Raw genomic sequence first — 14,148 nt, forward strand, 5'->3', positions numbered from 1 at the left:
GCAGGGCTGTTTATCCGTCCACCGTCGTACCGGCCCGGTACGTATTCCTGCCATCCTGCTTGGCTTGATATAAAAGCACGTCGGCCCGCTGCAGCAGCACGGCGGGGCTGATGTCTTCGTCGCGGTAGTAGGCCAGGCCGATGCTGGCCGAAATGCGCACGGTGATGCCATCGAGTTCGAACGGCTGCTGCATGGCGGCGACGATTTTTTCGGCCAGCAAGGCGGCGTCGTCGGGCCTGGCGATCTGCTCCATGATGATGGTGAATTCGTCGCCGCCCAGGCGGGCGACGATGTCGGTGACGCGCATGGTCTGCGTCAGGCGCTGGGCGAAGGCGCGCAGCAGCGCGTCGCCGGTGCCGTGGCCATGCGTGTCGTTGACGGGCTTGAAGCGGTCGATATCCATGTACATGACGGCCATCAGATGCCGCTGCTGGCGGCTGGCGTGCATGGCGTCGCTGAGTTTTTGCTGGAAGCCGGCGCGGTTCGACAGCCCGGTCAGGGCGTCGACCTGGGCCAGCTTCAGCAGGCGCTGTTTTTCGCGCTTTTGCACGGTGATATCCTGGCGCATCACGTGAAAGCCCGCCACCTGCAGATGGTCTTCGCCGATCTGCGGAATGTAGATCACTTCCATGCAGCGCTCGATGCCTTCCTTCAGGTCTTCTTCCTCGAAGCTCAAGGTCTCGCCCGCCAGCACGCGCGCGATGTACGGCGCCACGGTGCCGTAGCGCGCCGCGCCCACCGTCTCGAGCACGCTCTTGCCCAGCACCTGCTGGCCCGTCAGGCCGAATTCGCGTTCGTAGGCGATGTTCAGGAAGCGGTAGACCTGGTCGGCGTCGATGTAGGCGATCATGGCCGGCAGGGTGTCGGCGATGGTGCGCAGGCGCGCCTCGCTTTCCAGCAGCGCCACTTCCGATTCGCGCAAAGTGGTGATGTCGTCCAGGCTGCCCACATAGCCTTCGATGCGGTCGTCGATGAGGATGGGAGCGATCTTCACGGAGACCCAGACCAGCTTGCCGTCGCGGTGCAGGCAGCGCAGGGTGGACTGGAACGGCGCATGGCTGCGCGTGAGCTGTTCGAGGGCCACGTGCATCAGCGGGTAGTCGTCCGGGTGCAGGGCGCTGGTCCAGCCGGCCCCCAGGGCGGCCGCGCGCGGCAGGCCGGTGATCGCTTCGAAGGTGCGGTTGGCGTAGGTGCAGCGGCGCTGGCGGTCCAGGCGCACCAGTCCCAGCGGAGACGCATCCGTGACGGCGGCCAGTTCGGCCTGCTTCTGGCGCAGTTCGAGTTCCTGCTGGCGGCGCTGCGAAATATCTTCGGCGATGCACAGGATATGCTCGATCTGCTGGCGCTCGTCGAAGACGGGCACGGACACGGCATGCAGGTAGCGCAGGCTGCCATCGGCCAGGCGCAGCGGCTTTTCGGTGTGGTCGATGACGCCGCGTTCGGCCAGGATGGCGCGGTCGTCCTCGGCGTCATGCAGGCCGAAGTCGGGCGGGAAGGCCGCGCAGTCGGTCTTGCCGATGACGGCGCCCGCCAGGATGCCCGTGATGTCTTCGGCGGCCTTGTTCCACACTTCCATCTGGCCGAAATTCTCGGGCCGCGCGCTTTTCACGTACACCAGCACCGGCAAGTGATCGATCAGTGATTGCAGGAAGCTGCGGTTGTCCTGCAGGGCCAGTTCGTCGTGCTTGCGCGCGCTGATGTCGCGCGAGGTGACGGCCACGCCATCGCTGATCGGCACCACCTGGTGGCGCAGCCAGCGCGTGCCGCCCGAGGCCAGTTTCAGCTCGAATTCGTCCTCCAGCGGCTGCCCTGTCTCCATCACCAGCACGAAGCGCTTGAAGAAGCGCTCGCCGCGCAGCAGCGGCACCTGGGCCAGCACGCGCTGGCCCAGCAGCTCGGAGCGGCGCTTGCCCAGCATGTCGGCGGCGCGCTCGTTGATGTCGGCGAAAATGAAGTCTTCCACCGGCTTGCCCGGGCCGGGGCGCCAGGCTTTCAGCAGCAGCACGGCATCCAGGCTGCCCTGGTGCGCCGCGCGCAGCAGCGCCTGCGCTTCCTTCTGCTGGCGGATGCTGCGGCGCAGCCGCGCGCTCTGGCGCGTCAGCAGGGCGGTAAAGCCGGCGATCAGCAGGCTGGCGGCGATCAGCGCGCCGAAATACACGTGGCGGCGGTGTTCGAAGCGGGCCAGGGCGACGGCGCGGCTCACGCCGACCACGGCCAGCAGCGGATAGCGCGGCAGCTCGCGGTAGCTGTAGAGGCGCGCGGTGGCGTCGACGGGCGGTTCGATCACCAGTTCTTCGGCGGCGTGCTGCGGCGGGCCGGGCATGCGGAAGTCGATGCGGTCGCTGAGGATAAGCTGTTCGCCGATGCGTCCCACCGTCAGGCCGCTGTCGCGCGCCACCAGCATCAGCACGCCGTTTTCGTCGAGATCCAGGCGGTCGTAGTCGTCGACGAAATACGTGGGGTCGACGAGGATGATGATGGCGCCGGCAAAGTTGCCCTTGCCATCGTTCAGGCGGCGCGCCAGGCGGATGGCCCAGTGCTTGCTCTCCGCGTCGAGCATGGGCGTGTCGACCAGGGCCGTGTCGGCCGGGTTGCTGGCCAGCGTACGGAAGAAGGCCTGGCGGGCCAGGTTCTCCGGCAGGTAGGCGTTGGCGCTGTCGATCACGTTGCCATGCGCGTCGACGAGGGCGATCGGCAGCTCGAGCTTCGATGGCAGCACGCTGTCGAGCAGTCCCTGGCGGCGCGTGAATTCATTCAGGCGCAGGGCGCCATCCGATTCCTCGTATTTGAGCTTGAACAATTGCGTCGCGTGGTCGGTCTGGCGCAGGATGAAGCCGGTATGGTCGGCCAGCGTGCGCGCCAGCGACTGGCTGCCGGCCACCGCATCGCGCACGGCGCTGGCGCGCTCCTGGCCCACCTGGTAGATGACGGCGCCCCATATCACGAGCAGCAACAGCAGCGCGAACAGGGGCACCAGGCTGAAGCGGTACAGGCGGCGGGCAAGGCGTTGCAGGGGTCTCGTTATCGATATCACGGGCGCTTGCAGGCAAGTGTCATGGAAAGGGGCCGGGAGGCGTGGCGCGCATGATAGCCGAAATCGGCCGCCCTGCGCGGAACCCGTTGCCGTCACTCCCGTCGTCTGTTCGTGGTCTGTCGCTGGTCTTATTTTGCGTTAAATCAAGTAGCTGTGGCGCCGCACATGCTAAAAAAGGCCCGCCAACGGCGACACGGGCCTGCGGCGTGGCAGAAAAAGTACAAATCCCGCCCTATCCTCATTAAAATGGGCGCTTCATCCTCCCATATCGAAAGTTGTCATGCAGAGTAAAAAGCCCGACGCGGCAAGACTGGACAAGATCGTGGCCGAAGCGCGCCGCGCCGCCGACCAGCGCGAGAGCGGCTACCGCGAACGCTCGCTGAAGATGTACCCGTGGGTATGCGGCCGCTGCATGCGCGAATTTACGCGCGCCAACGTGCAACAGCTGACGGTGCATCACCGCGACCATAACCATGACAACAACCCGCCCGACGGCAGCAACTGGGAGCTGTTGTGCCTGTATTGCCATGATAACGAGCACTCGCGCTACCTGGAAGCGGACCGCGGCGCCGGCCTGCTGTCGGCCGAGGTGGCGCCCGCCACGCACAATCCGTTTGCCGCGCTGGCCGGCCTGATCAAGAAAAAGGACTGAGCGGACCGCGCCGCTACCCCCCCATGCGCATTTTGCTCATTGAAGACGACCCGCAGCTGGGCCGCGCCACGCAGATCGGCCTGGAACAGTGCGGCTATGCCGTCGACTGGGTCACGACGGCCGAGCACGCCCATACGGCCGTGCGCCTGCACGATTATGCCTGCATCCTGCTCGACCTCGGCTTGCCGGGACAGGATGGCATGCAGGCGCTGGGCGTGCTGCGCGACGGCGGCTACGGCGGCGCCGTGCTGGTCGTCACGGCGCGCGACAAGGTGGGCGAGCGCATCGCCGGCCTCGACGCGGGCGCCGACGACTTCATCGTCAAGCCGTTCGACCTCGATGAGCTGGCCGCGCGCATCCGCAGCGCCTGCCGCCGCGCCAGCGGGCGCCTGCGCGAAAACATCGTGCATGGCGACCTGGTGCTCGATATCGCGGACCGCCAGGTGAAGAAAGCAGGGCATCCGGTGGCCCTGACCCTGAAGGAATTCCGCGTGCTGCTCCTGCTGCTCGAGCACAGCGGCCGCGTGCTGAGCCGCGAACAGCTGGAAAAAAGCCTGTACAGCTGGGGCGGCGAAGTGGAAAGCAACGCCGTGCAAGTGCATATCCACCACCTGCGCAAGAAGCTGGGGCGCGAGCTGATCCGCACGGTGCATGCGATCGGCTACTGCATCGACAAGGTGGCGGCGGCCTGACGAAAAAAAGGGCCGCCCTGAGGCGGCCCGTGGCGTTCGATGGCGGTTCAGCCATCAACGCATCAGAAATCCACGGTGGCCGACAGCCACAAACGGCGGCCGTCCAGGCTGTTGACGTAGCGATTGGCGTAGGTCAACGTCGGCGCCGACGATGCGCGGTAAGGTTGGTAATCGATGAAGTCCTTGTTGAGCAGGTTGTACACGGCCGCATTCAGGGTGACGCGCTTGCTCAGCTGGTAGCTGGTGCCCAGGTGCAGTATGGTGTAGCCCTTGTAGTCGCCCAGCGCGGCCTTGGCGGCGCGCGTGGAGGCCGAGGTGCCGGGATCGCGGAAGCGCTCGCTGCGGTATTCGGCGCGCAGCCAGCCGTTCCACTCGCGCGAGATATCCCAGCTCAGGCGCGCGTTGACGGCGTGCTTGGGCGTGTCGCTCAGCGGCTTGCCGGCGTTGCTGCCGCTCTTCTGCTCGCTGTCCGTGTACGTGTAGTTGGCGCTGGCCGAGAGCGTCTTGCCCAAGGGGAAGCGCGTGTTCAGCTCGACGCCGCGCGTGACGGCCTCGTCCACGTTGATCGACTGGCCAAACGCATCGACGTTGGGCCAGTTGCCGAAGCTGACGCAGCCGGGACGGTTGGGCGAGGGACGGTAGTCGCAGTTGACGAGGCCCGTGCCCGTCGTGATCTTGTCCTTGAATTCATTGTTGAACACGGTGCCGCTGGCGGTCCAGCCGGCCAGGTTGTCGAAATACGCGCCGATTTCCGCCGTCGTGCTCGTTTCCGGCTTCAGGTTCGGGCTGCCGACGAGGGGAATCGTGCCCTGGCCGCCGAAACCGTTGATGCCTGGGGACAGTTGTTCCACGCGCGGCGTCTTGTAACCCTTGCTGATGCCGCCCTTGACGGTCCAGCCTGGCGTCGCATTCCACACGGCATACGCGCGCGGGCTGGTCTGGCCGCCAAAGATGCTGTGATCGTCATAGCGGGCGCCGATGGTCAGCGCGACGGTGTCCAGCACCTGCCATTCGTCTTCGACGAACAGGGCTTTTTGCGTGAATTCGAATGTCTTTGGCGCCACGCCGTCCGTCATTTCCGCTTTCCACCATTGCGCGCCGACGGTGGCCATGTGTTTGCCCAAAGGCAGGACCAGCTTGGTGTCGAAGACCTGGCTCTCCACTTCCAGCGTGCGCGCGCTGCCGGCCACGGCGCCTGGCGTGCCCGGCGGGATCGTGCGGCCCAGGGTTTCCGTCTTGTTCACCATGTAGCTGCTGTCGAGCGTGCCGAAGCCGAAGCGGCCCGTGTGCGACAGGGTCCACTGGTCGCGCTTGTATTTCTGTTCCGGGCCGTAGCCGCCCTGCAGGCCCAGGGTGCCCAGCTGCTGCTTCGAATTGTCGTAGGTCTGGCGGCCCGCGTCGGCGTCGAGGATGACGGTATGGAAGCGGTTGGGCGTGAACGCCAGGCGCGCGCCGAAGTTGTCCACGTCCGAACGCACGGGGTTGGCGCCCATGCTGGCGGGCACCTGCACGCCGGCCGCGTTGCTGTGGCGGATGTCGGCCGCGTCGCGGCGCTGCTTGCTGCCGCGCAGGGACAGGCCCAGCGTGTCGGTGACCAGCGGGCCGCTCAGGTAGAAGCGGCCGACCTTGACGTCGCCGAAGTCCGATTCTTCCTGCAAGGTGTAGTCGGCCGAGACGGAACCCATCCACTGCTTGCCCACCTTGCGCGTGATGATGTTGATCACGCCGCCCATGGCGTCCGAACCGTACAGGGTCGACATGGGGCCACGGATGATCTCGATGCGCTCGATGGCGGCCAGCGGCGGCATGAAGCTCGTCTGCGTGCCGCCGAAGCCGTTCGGCGTGACATTGCCGGCCGCATTCTGGCGGCGCCCGTCGATCAGCACCAGGGTGTAGTCGCTGGGCATGCCGCGGATGCTGATGTTCATGCCGCCCGTCTTGTCGCCCGCCGCGCCCACGTCGATGCCTTCCACGCTTTCCAGCGCCTGCGTCAGGTTGCCGAAGCGTTCCTTCGACAGTTCCTGGCGCGTCAGCACCGTGATCGAGGCCGGCGACTGCTTGATATCCTGCTCGAAACCGGCGGCCGATACCACCACTTCCGGCATGCTGGCCGGCGCGCCCGTCTGGGCGGCGGCTGGCAGGCAGGACAGGGCGGCGATGGCCAGGGCCACGGTGGTGGGGCGCGGCAGGCTGGCGCGGCGGGTGCTGTTGGACATGCAAACTCCTGATCGTTGATTAGTTATTGGTTTATGCAGCTGAAGTAATGGGAATCATGGGGAAAATAAGAATCATTTACAATTGCGGCCGTTATTTCCCAAAAAATATTTCGCACAGAATCTTGCGCAGGAGTTCTTAAGAGATTCTTAACCAGCCCGCGGCATCATGCGAATTTCATCCCAGGCCCTTCCCATGCATATTGTTCTCACCGAAACCGGCTGGAAAGCGGGCGCCTGCCCGGCGCCAGCATGAGCGGGCGTGCCCTGAGCGCCTGGTCGCTGCGGCGCACCCTGCTGACCGTCCTGCTGGGCCTGACCTTGAGCCTGTGGGTCGGCAGCGCCGCCATCGTGTATGTCGAGGCGCGCCGCGAAAGCCAGGAGCTGTTCGACCAGTCGCTGGTGGAAACGGGCCACCTGCTGCTGTCGCTGGTGGAAAAGGAGGTGCGCGAGCACGGTTTGACGGGGCCCGTCGACCTGCCCATGCGGGGCCAGCCCAATCCGCACCACTATTTGCTGTTCAAGGTGCGCGACGCGCAGCAGCGCGTCCTGTACCGCAATGACGCGGCGTCCGACATCGCGCTGTCGCGCAGCGCGCCGGACGGCCTGTCGTGGACCGGCATCGGCGGCCAGCGCTGGCGCCTGTATGCGCTGTGGAACCAGGCGCGCACCCTGCAGCTGCTGGTGGCCGAGCCGACCAGCCACCGCGACGACATCAGCCGCGGCTTCTTTTACCGCATCGCCGTGTTCGGGCTGCTGCTGGTGGCGCTGGCCACCATCGCCATCTGGTGGAGCATCCACCGCGTGTTCCGCGGGCTGCAAACGTCGGCGCAGGAAGTGTCGGCGCGCACGCCGAACGAGCTGGCCGACGTCAACCTGGTGGGCGCGCCGGCGGAGCTGCACCCGCTGCTGCTGGAAATTAACCGCCTGTTCGGGCGCGTGCGGCAAAGCCGCGACAATGAGCAACGCTTCACGGCCGATGCGGCGCACGAATTGCGCACGCCGCTGGCCGCCATCAAGACCAACCTGCAAGTGCTGCAGCGGGCCCGCAGCGGGGCCGAGCGCGATGAATTCATCGCCGCGCTGGGTGCCAGCGTGGAGCGCGCCACGCGCCTCGTCAACCAGATGCTGGCGCTGGCGCAGCTCGATCCGCAGGCGGGCGCGGCGGTCGACCTGCGCGCGGGAGACCTGGCGGGCCTGCTGGCCGAGCAGGCCGCGCAGTGGCGGCAATGGGGCCGGCAGCACCAGCTGTCGCTGGCGGTGAGCATGGCGCCGGCGCCGTGCGCGCTGGACGCGGACAGCCTGCAGATCCTGTTGCGCAACCTGGTAGAGAATGCGCTGCGCTACACGCCGGCGCCCGGTGTCGTCGCGATCAGCTGTGGCGTGGAAGAGGGGCGCAGCTTCGTGCGCGTGGCCGACAGCGGGCCGGGCATCGCCGAGGAATTGCACGAGCGCGTGTTCGAACGCTTCGTGCGCCTGGGCGGCATCCAGCTGCCCGGCAGCGGACTGGGACTGTCCATCGTGCGCCGCATCGCCGAACGCCACGGCGCGGACATCGTCCTCGGCGCCGGCCTGCAGGGCAGGGGGCTGGCGGTGACCGTCATCTTTCCATGATGGTGCCGCCAGCGGTGTTGCAAACGTCTACAGCGACTTCAGGAAGCCCAGCAGCGCCTCGCGGTCGCTTGCCGACAGGTTCTCGAAGCGCTGGCGCGCCCGAGTCGCTTCGCCGCCGTGCCACAAAATCGCTTCCGTCAGGCTGCGCGCGCGGCCGTCGTGCAGGTAGCCGGCCTTGCCGCCATTGCCGATGACTTTTTCCGTGTAGCCGATACCCCACAGCGGGGCCGTGCGCCACATGCTGCCTTGCGCCTGGCCTTCCGTGAAGGTGTCGGCCAGCCCGGGGCCCATGTCGTGCAGCAGCAGGTCGGTGTAGGGGCGGATGGTCTGATTGCGCAATTCGGCAAACAAATGGCCGGAACCGGTCTTCATTTCTGCGGTATGGCAGGCAGCGCAGCGCATGCCCTGGAACAGTTTGGCACCAGCGGCAACCTGCTGCGGGTCGACCTTGAGTTCGTCGATCGGCGCCACGCCTTTCGGGAAGCCGCTGGCCAGGCTGCGCTGCGCCGGCACGGCCACCAGGGCCAGGTACTGGGTGATCGACTGCAGGTCCGCTTCCGAGATGCCCGGCTGGCGGCCGCCCGCCGCGCAGGCCACCGGTCCCGCCATGCAGGCGCGGTTCGGATACACGGGCGAGGTGACGGCCATGTCCAGCAGCAGCGCATCGGCCGCCTGGTGGCGCAGCGTGGCCTTCGACGCCTTCCAGCCGAAGCGGCCCAGGCGCACGGCGCCCGTTTCCGGCTCATACACATAGTTCGGCTGGCCCTTGACACCGTCGGCGTCCGGCGTGGAACGGGCGCGCGCCAGGATGTCGGCTTCCGGCACGGCTTCCAGCAAGCCCGCGCCTATCATCGGCGGCGCCGCGCGCAGCGAGACGATGGCCGGCACGGGGCCTTCGAAGGCCAGGGTCGGTTTGCGCAGTTCGACCACCGTGCCGTCGGCCAGGGTCGTCTTGCTGGTCGCAAAACCTGCCACGCTGACGCTGTTGCCCCAGTTTTGCGCCACGCCGGATGGCGACACGGCGTTCATCTGGATCGCCGTGCCGTATTGCGGATGCGGCACCTGCTGCCCCGCGCCATCGAGGCTGGCGACGCGCACGGCCATCGTGTCGAGGCGCTGGTTCAGGGCCACGGGCGCCGGGCTGCGGCCATTGTTGACGTGGCAGGCGATGCAGGCCGACTGGCCGTAGCGCTGTCCCTGCAGCTTGACGGCCGGCGCGTAGCGGTCGTTGCCTCCCTCATTGTGCTCGCCCGTGGTGAAGTTGGTGTGCACCAGGCGGCGTCCTTCGACGAAGCGCTGCATGTTCTGCATGCCGATATTGTTGTGCGGCTGCTGGAACATGAACAGGGCGTTGTCCGAGTAATTGTAGGACACGGAACCGAGGCCGCCCGACAGCGTTTCTTCCGGCAGCGGCACGGAATTGAGGCGCGGCTGCACGCCATACCACGGCCGCAGGCCGGCGCCCACCACATACGTCCATTCGTACGAGTAGTAGCGGATGCCGCCATCGTCGCCTTTCGAGGCCATCGAGGCGGTGGTGGAAAACATCGACGGCGACACTTCGATGATGTCGCCGGCCGTCAGCGCGCGGGACTTGACGTCGGTGCCATTCGGCATGCCGTTCGCATCGAGGCCGCCATGGCCCGGGTACTCCTTGATCAGCAGGGTGCAGGCGCCGTTGATGCCGTTGGCGTTCGTCAGGCGGTCGTTGGCGGGGTAGGCCATGGGCTTGCAGACGGGCACGTTGCGGTCGACCAGTTCGCCCGGCGACATCCAGCCATAGCCCGTCACGCCGGGACGGTCGAAGCCGCGGAAGAATGCCACGCCGCCGGAGAGGAAGTCGACGGTCGTGTACTGGTTGACGATCAGCGTGGGCCTGGCCACGCCGGGCACCTTGCTGTTGTCGATGATTTCCACGCCCCAGGTGCGGTTCTTGAAGTACTGCGGCACGAAGGTCAGGTAGTTGCCCGGTCCTTTGTCCCGTGGCAGGCCCGTGACGGGATCGACCGTTTCATTCGGGCCGTAGCCGATCTCGTTCCATTCCTCGCCCCGTTCGCGGCCGTGGCGCGCCAGGCCGCGCGCGCCAAAGCGCGTCACCAGGGTGCCGTCGGCCAGGGTGAATTGCAGGCTTTCCAGCGGCTGCGCGGCGGCGGGCAGCGGCGTCCAGCCATGGCCGTCGACGGGAAATTTCAGGGCCGAGGTGGCGCTCGTGGGCAGGCTGTTGTCGCTGCCCGGCGTCTTGAATGCCACTTCCAGCAGCGAGTAGCCATAGTGCGTGGCGCGCGCCACGCCCTGCAGGCGGAGATAGCGCGCGTTCACGCCCAGGTTGAAAAATTCCTCCGTGCCGCCGCGGCCATTCGTCACGTAGCGGATTTGCGACCATTGCTGGCCGTCGTCGGACGCTTGCAGCGCGTACTGCTTGCCGTACGCGTTTTCCCACAGCAGCTTCATGTAGCCGATGGGCGTCTTCGCGCCGAAGTCGAACTGGATCCAGGCGCCGTCCTCGAACTTGCTGGCCCAGCGGGTATTCGTCTTGCCGTCGATCGCCATGGCGGCCGACATGCCGTTGTTTTCCACGGGCGACGAGGTGGCGGCCACGGGCGAGATGGCCACGCCGGGCTGGTTCGGGTCGATGGTGACGGGGGGCGGTTCGGTGACGGGCGGCGTCACGGGCGGCAGCACGGGCGTGCCCGAAAATGCCTGGATTTCAAAGATCGAATAGCCGTACTGGCCCGCCCGTTTCACGCCCTGCATGCGCAGGTAGCGGCCCTGCGCGGTAAATCCCGTGATGTCCTCGATGCCGCCCTTGCTGTCGTCGATGCGCTGGACGGTGGTCCAGTGCGCGTTGTCGTCCGAGACCTGCAGCAGGTAGGCGCTGGCGTGCGCGTTTTCCCAGGCGATATGCACGCGGGTGATGCGTTGCGAGGTGCCGAAATCGAGGGTCAGGTATTCGTTGTCGGAGAAACCGCTGCCCCAGCGCGTGCCGTCATTGCGGTCGATGGCGGCGCCGGCCGACAGGTCGCCCCGTTCCGCCGAGCTGGCCGTGGCGGCGACCGGCGTCAGCGCCGTTTCAGGCGATGTTTCCGCCAGCAGGCGCTGCGCCATGGGCGGCGCGCTGGCGCCATCTCCGCCACCGCCGCCGCATGCGGCCACCAGCAGGGCCAGAGCCAGCGGCAGGCGCCGCCTGGAAAAATGGATAGGGCCGGCCTGTTGCCGCCGGGGCCGAAGCAGGGATGTGTGCATGCGATCTTCCTTGTTTTTATTGATTATGCGAGATTGGTCAGACTGGCCGTCGCCGCATCCCCGTCCATGCTGTTGCGCATGCTGCACCGTCACGGCGGCGCCCTGCGGCCAGGGGGCAGCAAGGAAGGGCATGGCGGGCAAGGATCGGGGAGCGGTTTTTAATTGCCTCATGGCAATATTTTCTCAAGTTATAGAAGCCCATGAGGCATGTCAAGAGGTCTCGTGCAGTTGTCATCAACTGTTCATGTTGCCCGGGTTTTTTGCACTATGGCGGTGCGCAAGGTGAATGAAATTGCGCGATAGCATGAATAAAATTCAGGAAAAAATGCGTGGCGCGCGACGGGAATGCGGTATCTTCCTGAAATGCCTGCCGACGACGCGTGCCCCCTTTTTTTGAGGAAGAACTGACCTTGCCGATTCCGCCCGCCGCACCGAACCTCCCGCCGCTCTCCCTGGCCGCCGCGCGCGCGCTGCACCTGGCCGCGCAGGGCCTGTTGCAGGCGCGGCGCAAGAAGGCCGTGAAGACCGACGTGCTGGCCGCCATCCGCCAGATGGGCGTGCTGCAGATCGATACCATCCACGTCGTGGCGCGCAGCCCCTACCTGGTGCTGTGGAGCCGGCTGGGCGACTATCCGCAGCCCTGGCTCGAACAGTTGCTGGCCGAGGGCGCGCTGTTCGAATACTGGGCGCACGAAGCGTGCTTCGTGCCGATCGAGGATTACGGCCTGTACCGCCATCGCATGCTCGATCCTGCCGCCATGGGCTGGAAGTATTCCGTGAAATGGATGGCGGAGCAGGGCGACGCCGTGGCCGCCGTGCTGGCGCACATCCGCGCCAACGGCGCCGCGCGCTCGGCCGACTTCGAGCGCACGGATGGCAAGGGCGGCGGCTGGTGGAGCTGGAAGCCGGAAAAGCGCTCGCTCGAAGTGCTGTTTACGTCGGGCGTGCTGATGATCGCCAGGCGCCACAACTTCCAGCGCTATTACGACCTGGCCGAAAGAGTGCTGCCGGGCTGGCACGACGGCTTGCTGCCAGCCGAAGACGCGGTGCGCCGGCGCCTGCTGCTGGCCAGCGTGAAGGCGCTGGGCCTGGCGCGTGCCAGCTGGATCAGCGACTACTTCCGCACGAAGCAATCGCGCGTCAGCCTGGCGCACGATCTGCGGGCGCTGGTGGAGGAGGGCGCGCTGCTGTGCTGCACGGTGGAGGGCTGGATTGACGCCGTGTACGTGCATGCCGAGCATGCGGAACTGGCGCGCAGCGCCGCTTGCGGCCGCCTGGCGCCCACCTTGACGACGATATTGTCGCCGTTCGATCCCGTCGTCTGGGACCGGCGCCGCGCGCTGGAACTGTTCGGCTTTGACTACCGGCTCGAGTGCTACACGCCGGCCGAGAAGCGCCGCCACGGCTACTTTACCTTGCCGATCCTGCGCCGCGGCGCGCTGGTGGGCCGGCTGGACGCCAAGGCGCACCGCGTGCAGGGGCGCTTTGAAATCAAGTCGCTGGCGCTGGAGGATGGCGTGCGCATCAGCCCGCGCCTGGTGCAGGACGTGGCCGGCGCCGTGCGGCGCCTGGCCGGCTGGCATGCCTGTCCCGATGTCGATGTTGCGCAAGCACAGCCGGCCGCGTTCGGCGTGCAGCTGGCGGCCGCCCTGCGAGATGTGGGCGACGCGGCAAGGCGGGCCGCATGATGCTGCCGCCTGCCCCTGCCCAGGTGCTGGACGCCGATGGCGTGCCCCGTTTTGGCCGCTATGCGGGCCTGGTCGGCGCGTTCGACTGGGCCGCGCTGGCGCCGCCGCATGCGCGCGGCGCCATCTGGCGTCTGTTCCATCACAAGCGCTGGCATTACGTGGCGCTGTCCACGCCCAGCGTGTTCTGCGGCGTGGCCATCGTCGACCTGGGCTGGACCAGCACCGCCTTTGCCTACGCCTTCGACCGCCACAAGGGCAAGATCGTGGCCGCCTTTTCGCAGGACGGCTTGCCCGGCCTGAGCGCTTCGGTGGCGCCGCATGCGGGGGCCAGCAGCCGTTTCCGCTTCCTGTCGCAGAGCATCTCCATCGAAGCCCAGGCCCAGCACCGCTATCGCCTGCTGCTCGACTGCGGTCTTTTTGGCATCGATGCGGAATTCGGCCCGCCCGTGGCGCCCACCTTGCTCGCCGTCGGGCCCGTGGGCGAGGGCGGCAGCGTGCACGCGACGCAAAAGTCGGGCGGCCTGCCGCTGTGGGGCACGGTGCGGTGCGGCGCCATGGGCTACAGCCTCGATGACGGCGTGGCCAGCTTCGACTATTCGAACGGCTTGCTGGCGCGCGAGACGGAATGGCGCTGGGCCTCGGCGCACGGCCTGGACCTGGGCTTCAACCTGCAGGCAGGCTATTTCGGCGCGCATGAAAATGCGCTGTGGCTCGACGGCCAGCTGTACCCGCTGGGACGCGCCCACTTCGACTTCAACCCCGACAACCCGCTGGCGCCGTGGCATGTGTGGACGGACGACGATTTGCTCGACCTGCACTTCAGGCCAGAGGGCGCCCGGCGCGAGGACAAGAACCTGTGGATCGCGGCCAGCCGCTACATCCAGCCTGTCGGCACCTTCAGCGGCTGGGTACGCGCCAGCGCGGATAGTCCCAAGCGCATCGTGGCGCAGCTGGCGGGCGTGACGGAAAGCCACCGTTCGCGCTGGTAGGGGCGCGGGATTTTTTGCAAAAT

Annotated in this window: 8 protein-coding genes; 5 read left to right on the forward strand and 3 right to left on the reverse strand. The window is 66.9% G+C overall.

The window, feature by feature from the left end; genetic code table 11:
• Positions 1–10 precede the first annotated feature (10 nt).
• Entirely contained in the window at positions 11–3,034 is a 3,024-nt protein-coding gene (locus AC1RDJ_RS26590; RefSeq protein WP_493029235.1) for a PAS domain-containing protein, read from the reverse strand.
• Between the two features lie 280 nt (positions 3,035–3,314).
• On the opposite strand from AC1RDJ_RS26590, the gene AC1RDJ_RS26595 reads away from it, so the two are divergent.
• Complete coding sequence (locus AC1RDJ_RS26595; RefSeq protein WP_034755042.1) at positions 3,315–3,686, forward strand: YajD family HNH nuclease; 372 nt, start codon at positions 3,315–3,317, stop codon at positions 3,684–3,686.
• A gap of 23 nt (positions 3,687–3,709) precedes the next feature.
• Entirely contained in the window at positions 3,710–4,378 is a 669-nt protein-coding gene (locus AC1RDJ_RS26600) for a response regulator (RefSeq protein ID WP_493029236.1), read from the forward strand.
• Between the two features lie 62 nt (positions 4,379–4,440).
• On the opposite strand, the gene AC1RDJ_RS26605 is transcribed toward AC1RDJ_RS26600, so the two are convergent.
• On the reverse strand, positions 4,441–6,594 hold the full coding sequence (locus AC1RDJ_RS26605; protein ID WP_493029238.1) for a TonB-dependent receptor domain-containing protein: 2,154 nt from the start codon (positions 6,592–6,594) through the stop codon (positions 4,441–4,443).
• Between the two features lie 249 nt (positions 6,595–6,843).
• Between AC1RDJ_RS26605 and AC1RDJ_RS26610 the strand changes: the two genes are divergently transcribed.
• The gene (locus tag AC1RDJ_RS26610) at positions 6,844–8,205 is read left to right on the forward strand and encodes a sensor histidine kinase (protein WP_493029239.1); all 1,362 of its coding nucleotides are present in this window, start codon (positions 6,844–6,846) and stop codon (positions 8,203–8,205) included.
• Positions 8,206–8,232: 27 nt separating this feature from the next.
• Here AC1RDJ_RS26610 and AC1RDJ_RS26615 read toward each other — a convergent pair whose 3' ends face one another.
• Entirely contained in the window at positions 8,233–11,448 is a 3,216-nt protein-coding gene (locus tag AC1RDJ_RS26615; protein ID WP_493029240.1) for a di-heme oxidoredictase family protein, read from the reverse strand.
• Between the two features lie 416 nt (positions 11,449–11,864).
• Between AC1RDJ_RS26615 and AC1RDJ_RS26620 the strand changes: the two genes are divergently transcribed.
• Together AC1RDJ_RS26620 and AC1RDJ_RS26625 are read left to right on the forward strand one after the other, a co-directional pair.
• Positions 11,865–13,136, forward strand: coding sequence for a winged helix-turn-helix domain-containing protein (locus AC1RDJ_RS26620; RefSeq protein WP_493029263.1), 1,272 nt, complete (start codon positions 11,865–11,867; stop codon positions 13,134–13,136).
• On the forward strand, positions 13,133–14,125 hold the full coding sequence (locus AC1RDJ_RS26625) for a DUF2804 domain-containing protein (protein ID WP_071324422.1): 993 nt from the start codon (positions 13,133–13,135) through the stop codon (positions 14,123–14,125). The genes AC1RDJ_RS26620 and AC1RDJ_RS26625 overlap by 4 nt, the downstream gene beginning before the upstream one ends.
• Positions 14,126–14,148 lie beyond the last annotated feature (23 nt).

This window comes from Janthinobacterium sp. GW822-FHT07H10 (genome assembly GCF_058798675.1).